Below are 22,336 nucleotides of genomic sequence, written 5' to 3' on the forward strand. Positions count from 1 at the left end.
CCCCCCCCCCGGTAGAGGGCGGCACCGCCCGCCCCCCGCCCCCACATCGCCGGCGCTATGGCCGGCCAGCAGCGCGGCGCCCAGCGTCTGCACGCCGCAGCCCTTGCCGTCCGCGCATTCGGCCAGCGCGCGCAGCCAGGCCAGCGCCGCGCGCGCCATCGGCCATTCATCCAGTGGCCGGCCCACGGCCACGTTGAACGCCAGCGCGGGCGCGCCGTCGCGGCCGGCCAGCGCCTGGCCCAGCACGCGCCGGGCGAACACGGATTCGGCTTCCAGTTGCGGCGAGACGATGGCGTAGCGACCTGTCGGATGGACCTGCAATTGCGTCGCGGCCCAACTCGCGGCGGCGCGCCACTCGCTGCCCTGATCCGGGGCCTCGAAGCGACGCGGCTGCGCGGGCGCGCGCTGCGCGTCGCGCCACTGGCCGATGTCCGAGCCCTGGGCCGCGAACGCGTCCAGCAGGCGCGCGAAGCGCGGCGAGACCTCGGTGAAGCCGGCCAGCACCAGCCGCTGCGGCGTTGCCAGCCGGCCCTGGCCCAGCGCGTCCAGCACGCGCGCATAACCCTGGTTCGCATCCTCGGCGTCCAGCTCGGCCAGGGCCTCGCGGTAGCGCAGGCGCCAGCGGGCAAAGCCCTTGTATTCATCGGTGTCCGCGCCCGATGGCACGCGCAGCTCCCACTCGTCCATGAGCAGGTCGGCGTCCATGGCCAGCCGCGCCGCCTGGCGCGCGTCCAGCAGCACGCGCTCGGCCTCCTCGGCGCGGATCGCCTCGGTCCACACCATCTGCGTGGCGAAGCTGTCCAGCCGATATGCGGGCATGTCGCCGCCGGCGTCGAACGCCAGCTCATTGGCCGACTCAGCCAGCCAGGCGGACAGGGGCACGATGCGCGGCAGCTCGCTGACCTGCCGCTCGGCGCGCAACAGGCCCGCCAGCTCCAGCGTCAGGCGGCGGGCGAGGCGGTTGTTCACGGTCAGCACCAACATGCCGGCCGCTGGCAGGCCGCCGATATCCGGCAATGACAGTTCAGGATAGGAAAGCGGTGCGTCCTGCATGGGCACCCGCCGCGAGCATGGCGCGCGCGGCGGCGAAAGAAGGCCAGGCCGTAGGATACCGCGAGCGCCGCGGCCTGTTTGCGTCCGGGCGAGTCAAAAACCGCAGAGCGCGGCCAGGTTTTCCCAATGGATCTGCATGTCGGGCGTGGTGTACCCCCAGAACGCCAGGCCCAGCGCCAGGACCAGCGCCAGGCCGCCCGCGATCCGCCAGCCTCGGCGGATCGGGAGCTTGCTTTCAGGCGGATGCGGGCTCATATCGGATTCCATGATCGGCCGGAACGGGGATGCGCGTCAGGCGGCGGCGGGCTGCGCCACCGGCTGCTCGCGCACTGGCAGGCACAGCAGCGCGGCCAGCACGGCCAGCACCACGCCCAGCCACCAGACCATATCGTAGTTGCCGGTCTTGGCATAGGCGTAGCCGCCCAGCCAGACCCCAACGAAGCTGCCCAGCTGATGACCCAGGAACACGATGCCCGACAGGGTGGCCGCATAGCGCAGGCCGTAGATCTGCCCGATCAACCCCTGCGTCAACGGCACCGTGCCCAGCCAGAACAGTCCCATCCAGGCGGCGAAGACGTACAGCACCCACGACGACAGCGGCAGCCAGAGCAGCAGCAGGATACCGAAGGCGCGCATGCCGTAGACCACGGCGAGCAAGCGCTTCTTGCTGTACTTGCCGCCCAGCTTGCCGGCATAGAACGAACCCAGCACGTTGAACAGGCCGATCAGCGCAATCGCGGTGGCCCCCTGCGCCGCCGTCAGGCCGCCGTCGGTGACATAGGCCGGCAGGTGCAGCGTGATGAAGGCGGTATGGAAGCCGCAGACGAAGTAGCTCCAGAACAGGAAATGGAACGACGGATGCCGCACGGCCTGACGCACCGCCGCAGCCAGCGACTGATGCGGACCCGCATGGACCTGCGGACGACCGCGCAGGTAATAGGCCAGCGGCGCGGCGCAGGCCACGAACAGGGACAGCACCCACAGCGCGCCCGGCCAGTCCAGGCCGTTGATCAGCACCTGCCCGGTCGGCACCACCGCGAACTGCCCCATCGAGCCGCCGGCGCTGGCGATGCCCATCGCCGTGCTGCGGTAAGCGGGCGGGACCGACCGCGCCACCACGGGCAGGATCACCGGAAAGGTCGTGCCGGCCTGGCCCAGCCCCACCAGCACACCCGCCGTCAGGTACAGCGTGGTCTCGTCGGTGGCGAAGCGCGTGCCGATCATGCCCAGCATGTACAGCACCGCGCCCAGCGCGATGGTGCGGCCCGAGCCGTAGCGGTCGGCCAGGATGCCCATGAAGATACAGGCGCCGCCCCAGACCAGGTTCTGCAGCGCGAAGGCCATCGAGAACACGTCGCGTCCCCAGCCATGGGCCAGCCCCATGGGCTGCATGAACAGCCCGAACGTGGCCCGCACGCCCATGGCGAGCAGCACCACCAGCGTGCCCAGGATCAGGGTGCGCATGGAAATCTTGTCAGTTTGGCTGGACATGAAAGCCGTGTCTCTTATTGAATCGTTATTGATTGTCGAAACGCCGCTCCCCTCCATGGGACGGCGCGGCGCCTGGGGCCAGACCGGCCGGGCGCAACCATGAACATGATAAACAAATGCGGGCGCCGCCCCGGCAATATCCTTGTCGCCGCATCGTCCTTGGCCGGATCGGCGCGGCGCGTCCGTGGCTTTCCGCCGCGCCGGCTTGGGCCGGAGCCGTCAAGATCCGGCTCCGATTTGGGGCTTGGCCGTCCTGCTGATAGACTTGCGTCCGGCTTGAAACGACCGGGTTGCCGGTGACGCGCTTGCGCGCCCCTGGCGACACACGGCGGACCATACGGGTGCGCTACACTTTTCCCGGACGTTTCAACGCAGCATCGAGGCTCGGGCGCATGGCGCCAGGCCAGGACTGGCGCCTCTCACGCCAGCATCCGTCTCGCCGTAGTTAAATGGATATAACCGGCCCCTCCTAAGGGTCAATTGGTGGTTCGATTCCACCCGGCGAGGCCACTTCATCCCCCTTCAGTTCCCCTCCCCCGCGCCCTCCCGCCACGCGTGAAAATTGCCCGCGTTCAGCAGGATGAGGGTTATTCCGGGCTACGCTCACGCGCCGCGCGACGGTAGCGTCTCGGGACGCCAATTGTGACGAATCTTTCCGGCGCCAATACGTCCCCATAATTTTTTTCGGCGATGATGGTAATTCGTCTTGCCTACTACTTGAAATTACTGTTTAAATTCGACGCGTAAGCCTCTAATTCATCTGGACTTTTTTTGAAGTGCCCGACGAACGGCGTACGAAACATCTCTATACAGACTGACAAGCCTGCTGAAACCATGGCATTTACCTGGACACGTGCAATTGCGAACGCGATAGCGCCCATGGCGCTGGCGATGTGCGCGCTCCTGCCCCCCGCCGCGCAAGCCGCGAAAAATTCCGATCCTTGCAAGACCAACGCCAAATCGGCGGCCTGCAAGGCGCAACAAGCCAAGAAAGCCCCCGCCCCGTCCGCCAAGTCCGGCGCTGGCAAAGCCGCCGCTGGCAAACCCGCCGCCGGCAAGGGCGCATCGCCGAAACAGGCCGCCGGCAAGGCCTCGTCCCCCAAGCAAGCCGCTGGCAAGGGCCCCGCCTCCAAGCAGGCCGCGGGCAAGGCGCCCGCCCCCAAGCATGCCGCCGCGCCCAAGCAGCCGGCCGGCAAGAAGGCCGCCGCGCCCAAGGGCGGCAAACCCGCCGCCGTGGCGCAGAAAGGCACGCCCAAGGCCAACGCCGCCGGCAAGGGCGGCAAGGGTGGCAAGAACGACAAGCCCAACAAACCCGGCCGTGGCCGGGCGGCGGTCGCCGCGGCATCCTCGGCCGCCATGCCGCCGCCGGCATCGTCGGTGCGCGCCGAAGCCGCCGCACTGCGCTCCAGCACCGCCTACGTGCAGGACCTGGAAACCTCCACCGTGCTGTTCGCCAAGAACGAGAATGTGGTGCGCCCGATCGCCTCGATCTCCAAGCTGATGACGGCCGTGGTGGTGGTGGATGCCAACCAGCCCATGAACGAAATGCTGGAGATCACTGACGATGACATCGACGGCCTCAAGCACACGACCTCGCGCCTGCGCGTGGGCACCAGGCTGAGCCGCGGCGACATGCTGCACCTGGCGCTGATGTCTTCCGAGAACCGCGCCGCCAACGCGCTGGGCCGCAACTACCCGGGCGGCCTGCCGGCTTTCGTGGCCGCCATGAACGCCAAGGCGCAGGCGCTGGGCATGACCAGCACGCGCTTCATCGAGCCCACCGGTCTGTCCAGCGACAACGTATCCTCGCCGCACGACCTGGCCCGCCTGCTGCGCGCCGCATCGCAGCGACCGCTGATCCACCGCTACTCCACCGACACCGAGTACGACGTCGAGATCAACAACCGCACGCAGACCTTCCGCAACACCAACCTGCTGGTGCGCAAGCCCGACTGGGATATCAAGGTCTCCAAGACCGGTTTCATCAACGAGGCCGGCGAGTGCTTGGTCATGCTGGCCCGCATCAACGGCCGCGATCTGGCCATCGTGCTGCTGGACTCGCAGGGCAAGCTCTCGCGCATTGGCGACGCGGTACGCATCCGCCGCATCGTGCAGAGCGAAGTCGCGCTGGCGCAGGCCCAGCCCGGCGGCTGAGACCGGCGCAATCGCCAGACACCGAAAGGGCCCGATCAGATGATCGGGCCCTTTTCCTTTGCATCGGGATCAGGCGGCCGCGCGTCGCCGGGAGGGCAGCGGCTGCGCGTCATAGAGCGTGGCGGGCAGGCCCTCCAGCACGGCCTTGGCGTTGAGCGAGCGGATCGGCACCGCCGCGTCCAGCGGAATGCGACCCTCGGCCTGCAACAGCTGGTAGCGCAGGCAGCACACGCGCAGGAAGGACGTGAAATTGGCCGCCTGGCCGCGGTATTCGATCAACTCGTCGTAGAGGCGTTCGATGAGCTGCGTGACCCGCATGCCGTCGCGGCCGGCGATTTCCTCCAGCACCTGCCAGAACAGCTGCTCCAGCCGCAGGCTGGTGGCCACGCCGTGCAGGCGCAGCGAACGGGTTTCCGGCGCATAGGACTGCTCGCTGGCGCGGATGAAGATTTCACACATGGGAGCTCCGGATGCGAGGGACGGAACGGCGTGCCATTCAGGCGGGGACGCCTGCCGTCCAATGTACGACGATAGACACGGCAGCGGCAAGGCGCTGCCGGGCCCCGTCCCCGACGCCGGCATCTTGATCCATGTCATGGCCGTCCGTGGCCAGACGGCCGACGATAGAAATATCGACCACACAACGGAGGATCCTATGGACAAGACCATGAAAGCCGCCGTGGCCAGGGCGTTCGGCAAGCCGCTGGCCATCGAGGAAGTCGCGGTGCCCCGACCCGGCGCGGGCGAGCTGCTGGTGAAGATCGAGGCCTGCGGCGTCTGCCATACCGACCTGCACGCCGTGGAAGGCGACTGGCCGGTCAAGCCCAACCCTCCGTTCATTCCCGGCCATGAAGGCGTGGGCCATGTGGTGGCCGTAGGCGCCGGCGTCACCCACGTCAAGGAAGGCGACCGCGTCGGCATCCCTTGGCTGTACTCCGCCTGCGGCCATTGCGAGCATTGCCTGGGCGGCTGGGAAACGCTGTGCGAACAGCAGCAGAACGCCGGCTATTCGGTCAACGGCGGCTTCGCCGAATATGCGCTGGCCGCGGCCGACTACGTGGGGCTGCTGCCCGCCAACATCGGCTTCGTGGACATCGCGCCCGTGCTGTGCGCCGGCGTCACCGTGTACAAGGGCCTGAAGATGACGGACACGCGCCCGGGCAACTGGGTGGTGATCTCGGGCATCGGCGGGCTTGGCCACATGGCGGTGCAGTATGCCCGCGCCATGGGCCTGAACGTGGCGGCCGTCGACATCGACGACGCCAAGCTGGAGCTGGCCCGCAAGCTAGGCGCCGAGGTGGCCGTCAACGCGCGGACCACGGACCCGGCCGCCTACCTCAAGCGCGAGATCGGCGGCGCCCACGGCGCGCTGATCACCGCCGTCTCGCCCAAGGCCTTCGAGCAGGCGCTGGGCATGGTGCGGCGCGGCGGCACCGTCGCGCTCAACGGCCTGCCGCCCGGCGATTTCCCGCTGTCGATCTTCGACATGGTGCTCAATGGCGTGACCGTGCGCGGATCCATCGTCGGCTCGCGGCTGGACCTGCAGGAATCGCTGCAATTCGCCGCCGAGGGCAAGGTGCGCGCCACGGTCGCGACCGAACGGCTGGAGAACATCAACCACGTGTTCGACCGCATGCGCAGCGGCCAGATCGAGGGCCGCGTGGTGCTGGACTTCGCCTGAGCACGGCCTTCCCGGCGCGACACGCGCGGGGTTCGCCAAAAAAAGCGGATCCGGGATGACGCGAGACGTCATCCCGGATCCGTCGCACAGGCGCGCCGCACATGGCCCGCGGCGCGTTCAGCTCAATGCGTGATCTTCGTGCCAAGCACGGCCAGGAACTGGGCCAGCCAGGCCGGATGCGCGGGCCAGGCCGGCGCGGTCACCAGATTGCCGTCGGTATGGGCCTGATCGATGGCGATCTCGGCATAGGTGCCGCCCGCCAGCCGCACCTCGGGCGCGCAGGCCGGATAGGCCGAGCAGGTGCGTCCCTTCAGGATGCCGGCGGCCGCAAGCAGCTGCGCGCCGTGGCACACGGCCGCGATCGGCTTTTTCGCCTGGTCGAAGGCCCGCACGATATCCAGTACCTTGTCGTTCAGGCGCAGGTATTCCGGCGCGCGGCCGCCGGGAATCACCAGCCCTGCGTAGGACGAGGGCTCGACGCGGTCGAAGTCGTAGTTCAGCGCGAAATTGTGGCCGCGCTTCTCGCTGTAGGTCTGCGCGCCTTCGAAATCATGGATCGCGGTGGCCACGGATTCGCCGGCCTTCTTGCCCGGACACACGGCATGCACCGCGTAGCCGACCGCCTGCAGCGTCTGGAACGGCACCATGGTTTCGTAGTCTTCGGCGTAGTCGCCGACCAGCATCAGCAAAGTCTTGCTCATTCTCGTCTCCTGGGGATGGGGGCTGGGCGCCGGCTTCAACGCCGGTTCTTCTGCCTGCGGCCCATTGTGGCCTTGCTCGCGCCGGCGCGGGTGGTATCCCGCTACCACGCGTCGAACGCCCCCTATTCCAGCGCGACGGTCACGGGCTTGGCGTCCAGCAGGCTGACCAGCACCTTGGGATCGATGCCGACCAGATAACCGCGACGGCCGCCGTTGATATAGACCACCGGGTAATCCAGCACCTCGGCCTCGACCCAGACCGGCATGCGCTTGCGCGTGCCGAACGGCGACGTGCCGCCGACCTGATAGCCGGAATGCCGCTGCGCCACGTCGGGATGGCAGGGCGCGACCTTTTTCAGCCCGGCCTGGCGCGCCAGATTCTTGGTGGAGACTTCGCGATCGCCGTGCATGACCACGATCAGCGGACGCGCGGCCTCGTCCTCCATCACCAGCGTCTTGACCACCGCGTGCGGGTCCAGCCCCAACTGGCGCGCGGCCTCGCCCGCGCCGCCATGGTCCACGTAGTCGTAGGTGTGCTCCGTGTAGGCCACCTTGTTCTGCTTGAGGAACTGCGTGGCGGGCGTTTCGGAAACGTGGCGGGCTTTGCTCATGGATCGGGACGGGAAGGAAAATAGGCGGCGGGTCGTCGCTCAGCCTCGGGGATGGTGGGCCGCGTGCAGCGCCTTCAGGCGCTCGCGCGCGACGTGGGTGTAGATCTGCGTGGTGGAGATATCGGCATGGCCCAGCAACATCTGCACCACGCGCAGATCGGCGCCGTGGTTCAGCAGATGCGTGGCGAAGGCGTGCCGCAGCACGTGCGGCGACAGCGGCGCGCGCACGTCGGCCAGCACCGCGTATTTCTTGACGAGCTGCCAGAACGCCTGGCGCGTCATGGCCTCGCCACGGCCGGTGATGAAGAGCGCGTCGCTGACGCGCCCGGCGGCCAGCTCGGGACGGGCGCGCGCCAGATACTGGTCGATCCAGTGCGCCGCCTCGGCGCCCAACGGCACCAGCCGGTCCTTGCCGCCCTTGCCCAGCACCACGCGGACCACGCCCTCGTTCAGGCTCACATCCAGCGCGCGCACGCCGACCAGTTCGGACACGCGCAGGCCGGTGGCGTACAGCGTTTCCAGCATGGCCCGGTCGCGCAGGCCACGGGGCTGTTCCAGGTCGGGGGCGCGCAGCAAGGCATCCACCTGCGCCTCCGACAGGATCTTGGGCATGCGCGGCGCCTGCTTGGCCGCCTCCAGCGTCAGGCAGGGATCGCGCTCGGCGCGATGCTCGCGCAAGGCCCAGGCGTAGAAGCGGCGCAGCGCCGCCAGCCGCCGGTTGGCCGTGGCCGCGCGGGTCTCTTCGTGGCGGAACGCGAACCAGGCTTCGATGTCGGCCTTGCCGGCCTGCGCCAGCGTCCTGGCCGGCCCGGCCGGCAGCGCCTGGCCGCCGGCCGCCTCGCCGTAGCGGTCGGCCATCTCGCGCGCGTAGCTTTCCGGGTCTTCCAGCCAGCGCGCGAAGCCGGTCAGGTCGCGCCGATAGGCCGCCAGCGTATTGGCGGACAGGCCGTCCTCCAGCCAGACGGCGTCGATGAAAGCGTCGATGTCGGCCTGGGAAGCGAGCGGCGCGCGGGTCTCAGTCATGAAGGCGGCAAGGGAAGAAGGCTGACGCACATTCTACGCATTCAACGCGCGCCCACGCCCGCCGCCGCGGCCTGGAGCCAGGCCTCGAACAGCTTGAGCGCTTCCGAGCGCTCGCTGCGCTGCGGATAGCCGAAGAAGTAGCCCTGGCTGACGGTCAGCGATTGCGGCACGGGCAAGGCCAGCGCCCCCTGGTCCAGCGCGGGCTGCGCCAGGAAACGCGGCATCAGGCCCACGCCCAGTCCGGCCTGCACCGCCGCCATCACCATCGTGAACAGTTCGTAGCGCGGCCCGCCCGCCGCCTGCGGACCATACAGGTACTGATTGGCCGCGTACCACTGACGCCAGGCGTCCGGCCGCGAGCTCAGGTGCAGGTGCGTCAGGCCGGCCAGCGCCTCGGCGCCTCGGCCGGTGATGCGCGCGGCCAGCTCGGGCGCGCACACCGGCACCAACTCGCGCTCGGGGAACAGCAGCGCGCCCTGGGTGCCTGGCCACAGGCCATCGCCGTGATACAGCGCGCCGTCGAAGGGCTGGTCCTTGAACTGGAAGGGCAGCGTGCGCACCGACAGGCTCACGGTGATGTCCGGGTGGGCGCGCTGGAAATCGGGCAGCCGGGGAATCAGCCAGGTGGTCGCCAGCGTGGGCACGACCGCGATATGGATGCTGCGGCCCATGCCGGTGCGACTGACCAGGCCAAAAGTGTCCTTCTCGATCTGATCCAGATGGTGACGGATCCGCCCAGCGTACTCGGCGCCGTGTTCGGTCAGCGCAATGCGGCGTCGCACCCGGGTGAACAACTGCACGCCCAGCCGCGCCTCCAGGCTGGCGACCTGCCGGTAGACGGCGCTATGGGTCAGGGACAGTTCCTCGGCCGCGCGGGAAAAACTGCCCAGCCGTGCCGAGGCCTCGAAAGCCTGCAGCGCGCTCAGATTGGGAATGCCGTTTCTCATGGCGGACGGAACCCCGAATGGCCGGCCTCGACGTGCCGGGGGATCAATAGATTGTGCAATTTTATCAATTGCATTGTGCGCTGATGGCACATATGCTCAGTCATCTCATTCTCGGCTCATCGCGACGATACCCCTATGGCCCAGCAAGCATCCCGTCTCGGCGGTCACATCCTGGTAGACCAGCTGGTCGCCCAGGGCGTCAAACACGTTTTCTGCGTGCCGGGCGAAAGCTACCTGGCGGTGCTGGACGGCCTGCACGACGCCGACATCCAGGTCACGGTCTGCCGCCAGGAAGGCGGCGCGGCGATGATGGCCGACGCGCACGGCAAGCTGACCGGCGAACCCGGCATCTGCATGGTCACGCGCGGCCCGGGCGCATCGAACGCGCTGGCCGGCGTGCATATCGCCAAGCAGGACTCCACTCCGCTGATCCTGTTCGTGGGCCAGATCGAGCGCGGCATGCGCGAACGCGAAGCCTTCCAGGAAATGGATTACCGCGCCGTCTTCGGCACCCAGGCCAAATGGGTCACCGAGATCGATCAGGTCGAACGCATTCCCGAGCTGGTCTCGCGCGCCTTCCACATCGCCACCTCGGGCCGCCCCGGCCCCGTGGTGATCGCGCTGCCCGAGGACATGCTGGTCGAGGCCGCCGCGGTGGCCGACGCGCCGCGCTACGCGCCCATCGACGCCGCGCCCTCGGCCGGCCAACTGGCCGACCTGGAACAATTGCTGGCCAAGGCCACCCGGCCCGTCGCCATCCTGGGCGGCAGCCGCTGGAGCGAGCAGGCCGTGCAGCAGTTCGCCGCGTTCGCCGAGCGCCACGCGCTGCCGACCTCGGTGTCGTTCCGGCGCCAGATGCTGTTCCCGGCCGACCATCCCTGCTACATCGGCGACGTGGGCCTGGGCATCAACCCGGCGCTGCTCAAGCGCGTGGCCGACGCCGACCTGATCCTGCTGGTCGGCGGCCGCATGTCCGAAAACCCCAGCCAAGCCTACACCCTGCTGGACATCCCGGTGCCGCGCCAGAAGCTGGTCCATGTGCATCCCGACAGCGCCGAGCTGGCGCGCGTGTACCGCCCCACGCTGGCGATCAATACCTCGCCCGCCGCTTTCGCCGAGGCGCTGGCCGGCCTGAAGGCGCCGGCCGCCCCCGCCTGGGCCGACGACACCCGCGCCATGCGTGAGTCGTACCTGAAATGGAGCGACCCCGCCGCCATCCGCACGCCCGGCGCGCTGCAGATGGGCGAGGTCATGGCCTACCTGGAAAAAACGCTGCCGGCCGACGCCATCATGACCAACGGCGCCGGCAACTACGCCACCTGGCTGCACCGCTTCCACCGCTATACCCGGTACGGCACGCAGCTCGCCCCGACCTCGGGCTCGATGGGCTATGGCCTGCCCGCGGCGGTGGGTGCCAAGCGCGTGCATCCCGACAAGACCGTGGTCTGCTTCGCCGGCGACGGCTGCTTCCTGATGCACGGCCAGGAATTCGCCACCGCCGTGCAATACGACCTGCCCATCATCGTGGTGCTGGTCGACAACGGCATGTACGGCACCATCCGCATGCACCAGGAAAAACACTATCCCGGCCGCGTTTCCGCCACCGCGCTCAAGAACCCCGACTTCGCCGACTACGCGCGCGCCTTCGGCGGCCATGGCGAGCGGGTGGAAAGCAGCGAACAGTTCGGCCCGGCCTTCGAACGCGCGCTGGCCAGCGGCAAGCCGGCCATCCTGCATTGCCTGATCGATCCGGAGACCATTTCCCCGTCGACCACGCTGGCCCGGATCCGCGACGCCGCCCTGCAGGCCAAGTCCTAGCGCCGCCAGGCGTTGCGGCGCGGCCCCGCGCGGGGCCGCGCAAACCCGACTTGCCGCCCGAATTATTTTAGGTTTAAACTTTTCAGCATTCCGATTCCGAATACGGAAATCCATCACGGAGACCCAGCATGTCCTCGAATCCCTCGTTTCACTGGCAAGATCCCCTGTTGCTGGACCAGCAGCTGACCGAAGAAGAACGCATGGTGCGCGACGCCGCCCAGGCCTACGCGCAGGACAAGCTGGCCCCGCGCGTGCTGAACGCGTTCCGCAACGAGCAGACCGATCCGGCGATCTTCTCCGAAATGGGCGAACTGGGCCTGCTGGGCGCGACCATCCCCGCCGAGTACGGCGGCGCCGGCCTGAACTACGTCAGCTACGGCCTGATCGCCCGTGAAGTCGAGCGCGTGGATTCCGGCTACCGCTCCATGATGAGCGTGCAGTCCTCGCTGGTGATGGTGCCCATCAACGAATTCGGCAGCGAAGCGCAAAAGCAGAAGTACCTGCCCAAGCTGGCCCGCGGCGAATGGATCGGCTGCTTCGGCCTGACCGAGCCCAACCACGGTTCCGACCCCGGCGGCATGGAAACGCGCGCGGTCAAGACCGCCGACGGCTACAAGCTGACCGGCAACAAGATGTGGATCACCAACTCCCCCATCGCCGACGTGTTCGTGGTGTGGGCCAAGTGCGTGGGCGGCGACTTCGACGGCAAGATCCGCGGCTTCATCCTCGACAAGGGCATGAAGGGCCTGTCGGCCCCGGCCATCCACGGCAAGGTCGGCCTGCGCGCCTCGATCACCGGCGAAATCGTCATGGACGAAGTGGAAGTGTCGGCCGAGCAGATGATGCCCGGCGTGGCCGGCCTGAAGGGCCCCTTCACCTGCCTGAACTCGGCCCGCTACGGCATCGCCTGGGGCGCTGTCGGCGCCGCCGAAGCCTGCTGGCACACCGCCCGCCAGTACACGCTGGATCGCAAGCAGTTCGGCCGCCCGCTGGCCGCCAACCAGCTGATCCAGAAGAAGCTGGCCGACATGCAGACCGAGATCACGCTGGCGCTGCAAGGCTGCCTGCGCCTGGGCCGCATGAAGGACGAGGGCTCGGCCGCGGTGGAAATCACTTCCATCATGAAGCGCAACTCCTGCGGCAAGGCCCTGGACATCGCCCGCCTGGCGCGCGACATGCTGGGCGGCAACGGCATCTCCGACGAATTCGGCGTGGCCCGCCACCTGGTCAACCTGGAAGTGGTCAACACCTACGAAGGCACCCACGACGTGCACGCCCTGATCCTGGGTCGCGCGCAGACGGGCATTCAGGCGTTCTATTGATCCGCCCTGCCCTCGAAGAAAACCGGCCCTAGTGCCGGTTTTTTTTCGCCTGGCGTTCGCCGTATCCGCGAAAGCCCGCATGGCGACAATCTGGCCCGCGCCGTACGCTGTAGGCATATTGGCCTGGCACTTTCCCTGGCGTTTGCGCCCCCCTTTTGCGTGTCCGACCCCGGCTTTTTTCGACCGACCAGGAGTCGCGCATGCAAGGCAACCCATCCCAGCGCCTGATGGCGTGCATCGCCATGGCATTCATCGGCCATGGCGCGCACGCCGCCACCACCCTCACCATGGCCACCGAATACCCGGCCACATCCATGCCCGGACAAGGCGTGTCCACCTTCGCCGAGCTGGTGCGGGCCAAGAGCGGCGGCGAGGTGATCATCGAGGCCAGCTATGACGCGGCCAAGGGCATCAAGTCCGGCGACATGATCGCCGCCGTGCAAACGCGCAAGGTCGACGCGGGCGATGCCTTCGCCGGCGCGCTGGCGGAAAAGTACCCGCTGTTCGGCGTGTCTTCGCTGCCCTTCCTGGCCGACTCGCTGGCCAAGGCGCGCAGCCTCAACAAGACCGCGCGGCCGGCCTATGAAAAGCTGCTGGCCGAACATGGCCAGAAGTTGCTCTACACCACGCCGTGGCCGGCCTCGGGCATCTGGTCCAAGCGCAAGATCGACGGCCTGGCCACGCTCAAATCATTGAACATCCGCGCCTACGACGCCACCTCGCAGGACGTGCTGCGCAAGGCCGGCGCGCAAGCGCAGAACATTTCCTTCGCCGACGCCATGCCGCGCATCGCCTCGGGCGAGGTCAACGCCGTGCTGTCCTCGGGCGACGGCGGCGCCGGCCGCAAGCTGTGGGAACACCTGCCTCACTTCGCCGAGATCAACTACGCCATGCCGGTCTCGGTGGCGACGATGAACCTGCAGGCCTACCAGTCGCTGGATGCCCGCGCGCGCCGCGCCATCGACCAGGCCGCCGCGCAGACGGAAAGCGAGCAATGGAAACGCATCGACGGCCGGCTGCGGCAGAACTACGCCAACATGCGCAAGAACGGCGTGACCATCAATACCAAGGTGCCGGCGTCCGTGCGCAAGGCGTTGAAAGACGCGGCGACGGAATCCGTGAACGCCTGGAAGGCGACCGCCGGCCCTGACGCCGTGGCCATCATCGGGCAGGTCGGCAAGCGCTAGCGACGGCCCGCCCCGGATTCAGGCGTTGCCGGACAGGTCGAACAGGCTGGTCGCGTCCAGCTCCAGCACGGCTTCGTCGTGCTGGTTGAGCACCGTCCAGGCCCAGGTGATGATGCCCAGGTCCGGACGCGAGGAAGACTTGCGCACGCCCTGCACCCTGGCGTCCAGCCGCAGCTGGTCGCCGGGGCGCACCGGCACGCGCCAGCGCACCTCGCCCAGGCCGGGCGAGCCGAAGGACTCTGAATCATGCAGCGCAGCGTCCACCGCCATGCGCATGGCCAGCGCGCAGGTATGCCAGCCGCTGGCGATCAGCCCGCCCCAGCGCCCCTCGGCCGCGCGCTTGGGATCCGTGTGGAACCACTGCGGATCGAACTTGCGGGCGAACTCCAGGATCTCGGCCTCCGTCACGATGACGGGTCCGGCCTTGATCAGCATGCCGTCCTTGAACTCGGCGAACTTCATGGTGCGCTTCCCCCTTTCTTGATTTGAATCGAGCGCCTCAGATTAGCGCTTCGATCAAGAACGGTCCACGGCGCTTCAGTCCCGCGCGCAGCGCATCGGCAAAGCCCTCGATAGTATCCACGCTGACCGCGTCCACGCCCATGCCACGCGCCAGCGACACCCACTCCAGGCTCGGTTCCTGCAGGTCCAGCATGCGGCGCGCGTTGCGGCCGAGCTCCTGAACGCCCACATTCTTCATTTCGCCGTGCAGCGTGGCGTAGGAGCGATTGGCCAGGATGATGGTCAGGCAATCCAGGTTCTCGCGCGCCTGGGTCCACAGCGCCTGCAACGTATACATGCCGCTGCCGTCGGCCTGCAGCGTGACCACCTTGCGATCCGGGCAGGCGACCGCCGCGCCGGTGGCCAGCGGCAGGCCGATGCCGATGGCGCCGCCGGTCAGCATGAGCCAGTCGTGCGGCGCGCTGCTCACGCTGTACAGCGGGAATTCGCGTCCCTGGGTGATGGACTCATCGCACACGATGGCCTGCTCGGGCAAGGTATGCGCGACCAGGATGTTGACGGCGGCGCCGGTGAGCTTGCCGCTGGCGGGCACCTCGTAGGTCGGCGCCGGCGCGGTCAGGCGCGGCGCGGCGGCGGCGATGCCCAGCTCATCGGCCAGCCATTCCAGCGCCTGCGCCAAATCCTGTTCCTGCGTGGCCAGCACGACCTGTGCGCAGTCGGGCGGCGCCAGCAGGCTGGGCTTGCCGGGATAGGCGAAGAAGCCCACCGGCGCGCGCGCGCCGGCCAGCACCAGGCGCCGCGCGTCCTTGAGCTTGGCCACGGCCAGATCGATCGGATAGGGCAGCCGGTCCACCGGCGTGCGGGTACGGCCGCGCTCGATGCGGCGATTGGAGGTCTCGGAGATCAGGCGCACGCCGGTGGCGCGGGCGATCCGGCCCGCCGCTTCCAGCGCGCGGCCGCGCAGCGCGGCGCCGCCCAGCATCAGCACGGTGTTCTCGCCGCTGCGGATGGCATCGGCGGCCGCGCGCACGGCCTCGGCCGAGGTGCGCGGCGCGGCGTCGCGCGCCGCGATCACGGGCGCAGACGCGCCCGCTGGCAGGTCCGTCCAGGCGGCGTCGGCCGGCAGGATCAGCGTGGCAATATTGCCAGGCTCGCGTCGCGCGACGGCGACGGCCTCGGCCGCGTCGGCCGAGATCGCGCCAGCGGTGAGCGTGCGCCGCACCCAATGCGACATGGGCCGCGCCACGCCCTCGACATCACTGGTCAGCGGTGCGTCGTACTGCACATGATAGGTGGCATGATCGCCCACGACATTGACCATGGGCGTGCGCGCGCGCTTGGCGTTATGCAGGTTGGCCAGGCCATTGCCCAGGCCCGGCCCCAGGTGCAGCAGCGTGGCGGCGGGCTTGTCGGCCATGCGCGCATAACCGTCGGCGGCGCCGGTCACGACACCTTCGAACAGGCCCAGCACGCAGCGCATGTCCGGCTTGCGATCCAACGCCGCCACAAAGTGCATCTCGGACGTGCCCGGATTGGCAAAGCAGACGTCCACATCGTTGGCAAGAAGGGTATCGCAAAGACTGTCAGCGCCGTTCATCGTGTTTCCCTGGTTGTTATATCGAGTGCGGGCCGGCGGCTGCGCGCGGGCCCGACAGGCATGATAGGTAGGGTAACGCAAACCTGGTGGGGCCATCTGCGCGGCTGGCCATGGAACCATTCCGCCGATTCCGGCTGCCGGAATTTCCGCCCGCGCTACGCCAGGATCTGGCCCAGGAACGCCTGCGCCCGCTCGGAGCGCGGCGCGCGGAAGAAGTTGTCCGGGGTGTCGATCTCGACGATCGCGCCCTGGTCCATGAACACCACCCGGTCGCCGACCTCGCGCGCGAAGCCCATTTCATGTGTCACGCAGATCATGGTCATGCCATCGCGCGCCAGCGCCACCATGGTGTCCAGCACTTCCTTGACCATCTCGGGATCCAGCGCCGACGTCGGCTCGTCGAACAGCATGATCTTCGGCTGCATGCAGAGCGCGCGCGCGATGGCCACGCGCTGCTTCTGGCCGCCGGAAAGCTGGCCCGGATACTTGGCGGCATGCTGCGGAATGCGGACGCGCTCCAGATACTGCATGGCATGACGCTCGGCGTCCCGCTGCGCCACGCCCTTGACCAGCATCGGCGCCAGCGTGCAGTTCTCCAGCACGGTCAGGTGCGGGAACAGATTGAAGTGCTGGAACACCATGCCCACCTCGGCGCGTATCCGCTCGATGTTGCCCAGCCCCCCGTCCAACTCGATGCCGTCGATCACGATGCGGCCCCGCTGATGTTCCTCCAGCCGGTTCAGCAGCCGGATAGTGGTGGACTTTCCGGATCCTGAAGGCCCGCACAGGATCAGCTTCTCGCCGGCCCGCACATCCAGGTCCAGCCCGTCCAGCACCTGGAAATCGCCATACCATTTCGACACGTCCCGCATCGTGATGATGGGCGCCGCGCAGTTCAATCCGTCCATGGCGTCAGGCCTTCGAGATATCGTGGTTGTCGCCGGCCCCGCTCCAGTAGCCCGGCACGGTCAGCCGCTTTTCGGAGCGGCGGAACAGATACGCCAGCACGCTGCACAGCGCGAAATAGATGACCCCGACCATGGTGTAGACGGTCAAGGCCTGGAAGGTCGCGCCGGCCAGCATTTCACCGGCGCGCATCAGTTCGTACACGCTGATCACCGCCACCAGCGACGTCTCCTTGATCAGCACCAGCGCGTAGTTGCCCAGCGCTGGAAAGATCGTGCGCAATGCCTGCGGCAGCACGATGCGGCGCAGCCGCTGCCAGCGGCGCAGGCCGAGCGCGCGGGCCGCTTCGTACTGGCCCGCGTCCACCGACTGGATGCCGCTGCGGAACAGCTCGGCCAGATAGGCGCCGAAGTTCAGCGTCAGGCCCAGCACGCCGGCCACGAAGCCGTTGATCACCACGCCCATCTCGGGCAGGCCGTAGTAGATGTAGAACAGCTGCAGCAGCAGGGGCGTGCCACGGATGATGTCGATGTACACGCGCGCCGCGCGGCTCAAGGCCGCATGCCTCGACAGCCGGCACAGGCAGACCACGAGGCCCAGCGCCACGGCCAGAAAGGCCGAACAGAAGAACAGCGCCAGGGTCCAGACCGTGCCTTCGGCCAGCGGGGTCAGGTACATGCGCAGGGTAGCGAAGTCCAATTCGTGCTCCTCGTCCGTGGCCTGGCGGCCTTACTTGCTGATCAGGTCCGGCACGCCCCACTTCTGCCCGATGGCGGCCAGCTCTCCGTTGCGCTTCATCTCGGCCAGGGCGGCATTGACGGCCCCGAGCAACGCGGCATTGCCCTTCTGCACCGCCATGCCGACCTGCCATTTGCGTTGCGGCTGGTAGCCGGTATCCAGCTTCACGCCCGGGATGTTCTTGGTCTTGATCTGATAGACGATGCTGGGCGGATCGACGATGCCCAGGTCGATGCGGCCGGCGCGCACGTCGGCCAGCAGCGTGGAGTAGTCCTGATAGGTGGACACCTTGGTGTCCGGCATGTCCTTGATCATGTTGAACTGCACGGAATCGACCAGCACGCCGACGCGCTGGCCGCGCATGTCCTCGAACTTGCCGTAGCGCCGGGTCGCCTTGTCGCTGACCACGATGCCTTCGCCCCATTCATAGACCGGCGCCGAGAAATCGATGGCGCGCGCGCGTTCCTCGGTGATGAACAAGGGCGCGGACATGACGTCGGCACGGCCCGAGGTCAGGGTCGGGATCAGGCCCGAGAACGGCACGTCCGACAGCTTGTCGGCCACGCCCAGGTGCCGGGCGACGGCCGCCGCCACATCCACCATGATGCCCTCCAGGCGATTGGATTGCGGGTTCTTGAAACCGTGCGGCGGCGCGGAGGCCGTCGTGACCACATTCAACGTCTTGTCGGCGCGCACTTCGTCCAGCGTGCGCGCATGGCCCGCGGCGGCTTGCGCCAGCAGCGCGGCCGACGCCAGGCCGAGCAGAATGGATTTGAGTGTCATGGATTTCCCCTGGAATGTATGAATGCCGCCAGCGCGCCGGATCAGGCCGGACGCCCTTGCGGATACCGCTGCACCGCGGCCGCCGCCAGCGCGCAGAATTCCTGCATGACGGTCGCGGCCAGAAAGGCCGTGGCGCCCTGCACGTCCTGAGGCGGCGACACGGTGTTGACATCGAAGGCCACGAAGTTCAGCCCCGCAAGCTGACGCAGCAGCGCCAGCCCTTCCTTTGGCGACAGGCCGCCCCACTCCGGTGTGCAAACGCCCGGCGCGCAGGATGGGTCGAAGATGTCCATGTCGAAGCACAGATACACCGGCCGCTGGCCGATGCGGTGCCGGATCGCGTCCAGCGCGCCGGTCCGGTCGGCATCGAAGTCATCGAAGGGCACGATCGTGTAGCCGACCTCACGGCCGAATTCCAGCACGCCGGGCATGAAGGAGCTGCCGCGCGTGCCAACATGGAAACTGCGCGCCACATCCAGCAGACCTTCCTCCGCGGCGCGGGTGAAGGTGGTGGCGGTGTTGTAGCCCGGGATGGGATAGGTGTCGGTGTGCGAATCGAAATGCAGCACCGCGAAGTCCGGATGGCGCCGCGCGACGGCGCGCAGCTGCGGCAGTGTCACCGCGCCATCGCCGCCCATCGAAATGGGAATGGCGCCCGCGTCCAGGATCGCGCCGATGCCGGCCTCGATCAGCGGAAACGAGGCGTCAGGATCGCCGGGATGGCAGGCCACGTTGCCCACATCGACGGCGCGCAGGAACTCGGATGGATTGTCGATGCCGTGCCGGCGGAAGATGTCCACCGGCCGCAGCAGCCGCGACTGCTCGCGGATCGCGTCGGGTCCCTGGCGCGATCCCACCCGGAAGGGATGCGTGCCGCAATCGAAGGGAATCCCAACCACGCAGGCGCGCGCCGCGCCGGACTCCGGGGAACGGGCCGGCGGCAACCCCATGAATCCCGGCACGGGATGAAAGCGGACTTCGGCGGACTGCGACACAGCGCGGCTCCTTGGCGCCGGCCGCTCACCTGTCATGAGCGGCCGTTAATTTAGATTTGATCGAATCGGTATACGATACGATCATGTCGAAATTAGATTAACGCGCAAGAAGTGGCAGCGCCAATTAGGGAGTTTCCCTTAAGCGTGGCCCAAATACTTGATCAAAATAATATGGAATACGCAGCGCAGGCGCCGCTCGGAGGGCCTCCGCGCCGTCGCGGACCCGCAGTCCGCCTAACGGATATCAGGCTTCGCCGGCCACGGATATCGGCGTGGCGCGCAGCGCGCCGCCGGGAGGCTCCAGCTCGTAGAAAGGATGAGAACGTCCCAAGGTGCGCGACACGCTGATGGCATGCGCGGTTTCGACCACCTGCGGACCAAACACGGCCTGCGCCTGTTCGAACGACCAGCGGCTGGATGGAACCGACACATTGACCGCGCCCAGGGGGATGCCGCCGGCATCCAGCACGGCGGCGCTGACGGTGATGTCGCCCGGGTAGAACTCGCCATTGGAACGTGCATAGCCGTGCCGGCGCGCGAACTCCAGCTCAGCCAGCAAGGCGTCCATGCCGGTGATCGTGGCGGCGGTATGGGATCTACGGTCGCTGCGCTCCAGCAGCCCGTGGGCCACGTCCGGATCCAGCCGCGACAGCACCGCGCGCCCCGCCGCCGTGCAATACAGCGGCAGGCGCATGCCGACCGGCATGTTCACGAACATTTCCTTGTGCGTGGCGAAACGCGCCACGTACACCATGTCCAAGCCGTCGGGCTCGGCCAGGCTGCAGGTTTCCTGGCAGTTGCGGTTGAGCGAATGAAGGAACGGATTGCCGCCCAGCACCAGCGGACTGGTCTGCACGTACTTCATGCCCAGTTCCAGCGACCAGGGTCCCAGCGAGAACTTCTTGCTGGCGGGATCCTTGCGCAGGTAGCCCAAGGTCCAGAGCGTATGCGTGAAGCGCTGCACCGAACTCTTGCTCAGGCCCGTGGCCTCCGCCAGCTCGGGCAGCGTCATCGCCGGTCGCCCTTCGCTGAATGCCCTGAGCACGGAGACGCCACGCGCCAGCGCGGCGACGAACAAGGGAGAATCCTCGGCGGATGGGGACTGCGTCATGGTGCGCGAAACAGGCATGGGAAAGGCGATAGCGTACCGCATTACGCTGCATACATATCGGCTGGCGATCCTTTTCGTCGTGGCCGGCAACGAAACCCGCGCGCCGAATGCCGGTGAAAGCGAGGCCCATCTCGCGCGCAATGGAAAACGGCCCGCGATCGCGGGCCGTTCTGGACCATCAATGCTCAGCGGATCAGCGGATCGGCCACGGATACATGGCGCCGCCCTTGCTCCACAGCGCATTGGTGCCGCGTTGCAGGTTCAGCTTGCTGTCCTTGCCCACGTTGCGCTCGAACACTTCGCTGTAGTTGCCCACCGCCTTGATGGCGTTATAGGCCCACTTCTCGTCCAGCCCCATGTTCTTGCCCGCGCCCGGCGTCACGCCCAGGATGCGCGCGACGTTGGGATTGTTGCTCTTGAGCATTTCATCCACGTTCTTCTGCGTGATGCCGTATTCCTCGGCTTCCAGCAGCGCGAACAGCGTCCAGCGAACGATGCCCAGCCAGTTCTCGTCGCCCTGGCGCACCATGGGGCCCAGCGGCTCCTTCGAGAAGCGTTCCGGCAGGATCTCGTAGTCGTCCGGCTTGGCGACCTGCGTGGCGCGCACGGCGGCCAGCTGCGAAGCGTCGTCGGTGAAGGCGTCGCAACGGCCTGATTCGAAGGCGCGCACGACCTCGGTGACCTTGTCGATCACCACCGGCTTGAATTCGATCTTGTTGGCGCGGAACCAGTCCGCCAGGTTCAACTCGGTGGTCGTGCCCGGCTGCACGCAGACCGTGGCGCCGTTGAGTTCCTTGGCGCTCTTGACGCCCAGCTTCTTGTTCACCAGGATGCCCTGGCCGTCATAGAAGCTGACCGCCACGGCCGACAGGCCCAGCGAGGTATCGCGGGTCTGCGTCAGCGTCACGGTGCGCAGCAGCACATCGACTTCCCCCGACTGCAGGGCGGTAAAGCGTTGCTGCGTCGACAGCGCGGTGCCCTTGAACTTGGTCGGATCGCCAAACACCGCCGCCGCCACGGCGCGGCAGATGTCCACGTCCATGCCTTCCCACTCGCCCTTGCTGTTGGTGGCGGAGAAGCCCGACACACCGTCGGTCAGGCCGCATTGCACGAAACCCTTTTTCTTGACCGCATCCAGCGTGGGGCCGGCAACCGCCGCTTGGGACGCGCAGGCCAGGGCAAGAGCGCCGGCCGCCAACGAGAAGAACCGCTTCATATTATTGACTCTCCAGAATGCGCGCGCGGCGACCTCGTAGACCGCCCCGCGCATTGAAATCCAGGTCCAGGATTGCGGACCGGTCGCCAGATTACGCCATGTCCATGGAGTGAACAACGGAACCGGGCCTAGAGAAAACCCGATGCCCGCGCTGCAGGGCGACGCCGTCGCGGTCCTGTGATCGAACTTTTTAAGATCCGGAGCTGGCCGGCAAGGTGGCGGCGCAGGTGCAATCCGAGCGCTTGCAGTCGGCGCTGTTCTTCGAGGCGCTTGTAGCGTCCGCACCCCGGATAGACCGGTGCGGCCCGCATTCCCGCCAGAGAGCCTCGCGGACGGGGCGTGTGGTCACCAGCAGGCGACCCGCATGCGGCCGCGATGGCAGGCGCCCGGCTCGCGCGCAGCGATGCAACGTAAAAGGCCCCGCGGCGCGAGCCGCGGGGCCTTTCTTGTATTCATGTCTTGCGCGAGCCATGACTGTAGCGGGCCCGTGCCCGGCGCTGGCCTGGCTGTCGCGGCGCAGCCCGTCCACCCTTCAGGCGT

19 protein-coding genes, 1 tRNA gene and 2 pseudogenes are annotated in these 22,336 nt (G+C 67.7%); 6 read left to right on the forward strand and 16 right to left on the reverse strand.

Features of this window, described 5'->3' with window-relative positions; translation table 11 throughout:
- The 3 genes and pseudogenes from ACEU5R_RS28615 to ACEU5R_RS28625 all read right to left on the reverse strand — a co-directional run.
- Positions 1–1,053, reverse strand: a pseudogene (locus ACEU5R_RS28615) (hypothetical protein); the annotation flags it as partial.
- Positions 1,054–1,146: 93 nt separating this feature from the next.
- The gene (locus ACEU5R_RS28620; RefSeq protein ID WP_199770909.1) at positions 1,147–1,308 is read right to left on the reverse strand and encodes a hypothetical protein; all 162 of its coding nucleotides are present in this window, start codon (positions 1,306–1,308) and stop codon (positions 1,147–1,149) included.
- A 36-nt stretch (positions 1,309–1,344) separates the two neighbouring features.
- Positions 1,345–2,544, reverse strand: coding sequence for an MFS transporter (locus tag ACEU5R_RS28625; RefSeq protein WP_103275760.1), 1,200 nt, complete (start codon positions 2,542–2,544; stop codon positions 1,345–1,347).
- Positions 2,545–2,979: 435 nt separating this feature from the next.
- On the opposite strand from ACEU5R_RS28625, the gene ACEU5R_RS28630 reads away from it, so the two are divergent.
- Both ACEU5R_RS28630 and pbpG read left to right on the forward strand, forming a co-directional pair.
- Positions 2,980–3,054 (forward strand) — tRNA-Arg (locus ACEU5R_RS28630).
- Between the two features lie 324 nt (positions 3,055–3,378).
- Positions 3,379–4,698 carry a D-alanyl-D-alanine endopeptidase gene (pbpG, locus tag ACEU5R_RS28635; protein ID WP_103275761.1) on the forward strand — a complete coding sequence of 440 codons (1,320 nt, stop codon included), beginning with the start codon at positions 3,379–3,381 and terminating at the stop codon, positions 4,696–4,698.
- Between the two features lie 69 nt (positions 4,699–4,767).
- Here pbpG and ACEU5R_RS28640 read toward each other — a convergent pair whose 3' ends face one another.
- Positions 4,768–5,157, reverse strand: a complete 390-nt coding sequence (locus tag ACEU5R_RS28640) for a ribbon-helix-helix domain-containing protein (RefSeq protein WP_103275762.1) — start codon at positions 5,155–5,157, stop codon at positions 4,768–4,770.
- A 196-nt stretch (positions 5,158–5,353) separates the two neighbouring features.
- Here ACEU5R_RS28640 and adhP point away from each other — a divergent pair, with 196 nt between their 5' ends.
- Positions 5,354–6,379, forward strand: coding sequence for an alcohol dehydrogenase AdhP (gene adhP, locus ACEU5R_RS28645; protein ID WP_392413168.1), 1,026 nt, complete (start codon positions 5,354–5,356; stop codon positions 6,377–6,379).
- 122 nt (positions 6,380–6,501) lie between these two features.
- Here adhP and ACEU5R_RS28650 read toward each other — a convergent pair whose 3' ends face one another.
- The 4 genes from ACEU5R_RS28650 to ACEU5R_RS28665 form a co-directional block, all read right to left on the reverse strand.
- A complete protein-coding gene (locus ACEU5R_RS28650; RefSeq protein ID WP_103275763.1) occupies positions 6,502–7,080 on the reverse strand; it encodes a DJ-1/PfpI family protein in 579 nt (192 codons plus the stop codon).
- 122 nt (positions 7,081–7,202) lie between these two features.
- Positions 7,203–7,691, reverse strand: coding sequence for a Cys-tRNA(Pro) deacylase (gene ybaK / locus ACEU5R_RS28655; RefSeq protein WP_103275764.1), 489 nt, complete (start codon positions 7,689–7,691; stop codon positions 7,203–7,205).
- 39 nt (positions 7,692–7,730) lie between these two features.
- A complete protein-coding gene (gene xerD / locus ACEU5R_RS28660; protein WP_103276614.1) occupies positions 7,731–8,714 on the reverse strand; it encodes a site-specific tyrosine recombinase XerD in 984 nt (327 codons plus the stop codon).
- A gap of 41 nt (positions 8,715–8,755) precedes the next feature.
- On the reverse strand, positions 8,756–9,661 hold the full coding sequence (locus ACEU5R_RS28665) for a LysR substrate-binding domain-containing protein (protein WP_103275765.1): 906 nt from the start codon (positions 9,659–9,661) through the stop codon (positions 8,756–8,758).
- 135 nt (positions 9,662–9,796) lie between these two features.
- Between ACEU5R_RS28665 and ACEU5R_RS28670 the strand changes: the two genes are divergently transcribed.
- The 3 genes from ACEU5R_RS28670 to ACEU5R_RS28680 all read left to right on the forward strand — a co-directional run bounded on the left by ACEU5R_RS28670 (position 9,797) and on the right by ACEU5R_RS28680 (position 13,988).
- Entirely contained in the window at positions 9,797–11,479 is a 1,683-nt protein-coding gene (locus tag ACEU5R_RS28670; protein WP_392413170.1) for a thiamine pyrophosphate-binding protein, read from the forward strand.
- A gap of 128 nt (positions 11,480–11,607) precedes the next feature.
- On the forward strand, positions 11,608–12,801 hold the full coding sequence (locus tag ACEU5R_RS28675) for an acyl-CoA dehydrogenase (RefSeq protein WP_103275767.1): 1,194 nt from the start codon (positions 11,608–11,610) through the stop codon (positions 12,799–12,801).
- A 200-nt stretch (positions 12,802–13,001) separates the two neighbouring features.
- Complete coding sequence (locus ACEU5R_RS28680; RefSeq protein ID WP_392413172.1) at positions 13,002–13,988, forward strand: TRAP transporter substrate-binding protein; 987 nt, start codon at positions 13,002–13,004, stop codon at positions 13,986–13,988.
- Positions 13,989–14,006: 18 nt separating this feature from the next.
- On the opposite strand, the pseudogene ACEU5R_RS28685 reads toward ACEU5R_RS28680, so the two are convergent.
- The 8 genes and pseudogenes from ACEU5R_RS28685 to ACEU5R_RS28720 form a co-directional block, all read right to left on the reverse strand.
- Positions 14,007–14,471, reverse strand: a pseudogene (locus ACEU5R_RS28685) (MaoC family dehydratase); the annotation flags it as partial.
- 16 nt (positions 14,472–14,487) lie between these two features.
- Positions 14,488–16,047, reverse strand: coding sequence for an acetolactate synthase large subunit (locus ACEU5R_RS28690; RefSeq protein WP_392413174.1), 1,560 nt, complete (start codon positions 16,045–16,047; stop codon positions 14,488–14,490).
- Between the two features lie 155 nt (positions 16,048–16,202).
- On the reverse strand, positions 16,203–16,955 hold the full coding sequence (locus ACEU5R_RS28695) for an amino acid ABC transporter ATP-binding protein (RefSeq protein WP_392413176.1): 753 nt from the start codon (positions 16,953–16,955) through the stop codon (positions 16,203–16,205).
- Between the two features lie 4 nt (positions 16,956–16,959).
- Positions 16,960–17,652, reverse strand: a complete 693-nt coding sequence (locus ACEU5R_RS28700) for an amino acid ABC transporter permease (RefSeq protein WP_103275772.1) — start codon at positions 17,650–17,652, stop codon at positions 16,960–16,962.
- A 30-nt stretch (positions 17,653–17,682) separates the two neighbouring features.
- Entirely contained in the window at positions 17,683–18,474 is a 792-nt protein-coding gene (locus ACEU5R_RS28705; protein ID WP_392413178.1) for an ABC transporter substrate-binding protein, read from the reverse strand.
- 41 nt (positions 18,475–18,515) lie between these two features.
- Complete coding sequence (locus ACEU5R_RS28710) at positions 18,516–19,424, reverse strand: arginase family protein (RefSeq protein ID WP_392413180.1); 909 nt, start codon at positions 19,422–19,424, stop codon at positions 18,516–18,518.
- Positions 19,425–19,713: 289 nt separating this feature from the next.
- Positions 19,714–20,580, reverse strand: coding sequence for an IclR family transcriptional regulator (locus ACEU5R_RS28715; protein ID WP_392413182.1), 867 nt, complete (start codon positions 20,578–20,580; stop codon positions 19,714–19,716).
- Between the two features lie 193 nt (positions 20,581–20,773).
- Positions 20,774–21,796, reverse strand: a complete 1,023-nt coding sequence (locus ACEU5R_RS28720; RefSeq protein WP_103275774.1) for an amino acid ABC transporter substrate-binding protein — start codon at positions 21,794–21,796, stop codon at positions 20,774–20,776.
- Positions 21,797–22,336: the final 540 nt, after the last annotated feature.

It is taken from the genome of Achromobacter sp. 413638 (genome assembly GCF_043119405.1).
In the GTDB taxonomy this organism is placed as follows: Bacteria; Pseudomonadota; Gammaproteobacteria; order Burkholderiales; family Burkholderiaceae_B; genus Achromobacter.

Excerpts from the sequence above, each read along its gene's own strand:
- ACEU5R_RS28620 (WP_199770909.1), bottom strand. The coding sequence starts at position 1,308 with ATGAGCCCGCATCCGCCTGAAAGCAAGCTCCCGATCCGCCGAGGCTGG.
- ACEU5R_RS28625 (WP_103275760.1), bottom strand. The coding sequence starts at position 2,544 with ATGTCCAGCCAAACTGACAAGATTTCCATGCGCACCCTGATCCTGGGC.
- pbpG (WP_103275761.1), top strand. The coding sequence starts at position 3,379 with ATGGCATTTACCTGGACACGTGCAATTGCGAACGCGATAGCGCCCATG.
- ACEU5R_RS28640 (WP_103275762.1), bottom strand. The coding sequence starts at position 5,157 with ATGTGTGAAATCTTCATCCGCGCCAGCGAGCAGTCCTATGCGCCGGAA.
- adhP (WP_392413168.1), top strand. The coding sequence starts at position 5,354 with ATGGACAAGACCATGAAAGCCGCCGTGGCCAGGGCGTTCGGCAAGCCG.
- ACEU5R_RS28650 (WP_103275763.1), bottom strand. The coding sequence starts at position 7,080 with ATGAGCAAGACTTTGCTGATGCTGGTCGGCGACTACGCCGAAGACTAC.
- ybaK (WP_103275764.1), bottom strand. The coding sequence starts at position 7,691 with ATGAGCAAAGCCCGCCACGTTTCCGAAACGCCCGCCACGCAGTTCCTC.
- xerD (WP_103276614.1), bottom strand. The coding sequence starts at position 8,714 with ATGACTGAGACCCGCGCGCCGCTCGCTTCCCAGGCCGACATCGACGCT.
- ACEU5R_RS28665 (WP_103275765.1), bottom strand. The coding sequence starts at position 9,661 with ATGAGAAACGGCATTCCCAATCTGAGCGCGCTGCAGGCTTTCGAGGCC.
- ACEU5R_RS28670 (WP_392413170.1), top strand. The coding sequence starts at position 9,797 with ATGGCCCAGCAAGCATCCCGTCTCGGCGGTCACATCCTGGTAGACCAG.
- ACEU5R_RS28675 (WP_103275767.1), top strand. The coding sequence starts at position 11,608 with ATGTCCTCGAATCCCTCGTTTCACTGGCAAGATCCCCTGTTGCTGGAC.
- ACEU5R_RS28680 (WP_392413172.1), top strand. The coding sequence starts at position 13,002 with ATGCAAGGCAACCCATCCCAGCGCCTGATGGCGTGCATCGCCATGGCA.
- ACEU5R_RS28690 (WP_392413174.1), bottom strand. The coding sequence starts at position 16,047 with ATGAACGGCGCTGACAGTCTTTGCGATACCCTTCTTGCCAACGATGTG.
- ACEU5R_RS28695 (WP_392413176.1), bottom strand. The coding sequence starts at position 16,955 with ATGGACGGATTGAACTGCGCGGCGCCCATCATCACGATGCGGGACGTG.
- ACEU5R_RS28705 (WP_392413178.1), bottom strand. The coding sequence starts at position 18,474 with ATGACACTCAAATCCATTCTGCTCGGCCTGGCGTCGGCCGCGCTGCTG.
- ACEU5R_RS28710 (WP_392413180.1), bottom strand. The coding sequence starts at position 19,424 with ATGGGGTTGCCGCCGGCCCGTTCCCCGGAGTCCGGCGCGGCGCGCGCC.
- ACEU5R_RS28715 (WP_392413182.1), bottom strand. The coding sequence starts at position 20,580 with ATGACGCAGTCCCCATCCGCCGAGGATTCTCCCTTGTTCGTCGCCGCG.
- ACEU5R_RS28720 (WP_103275774.1), bottom strand. The coding sequence starts at position 21,796 with ATGAAGCGGTTCTTCTCGTTGGCGGCCGGCGCTCTTGCCCTGGCCTGC.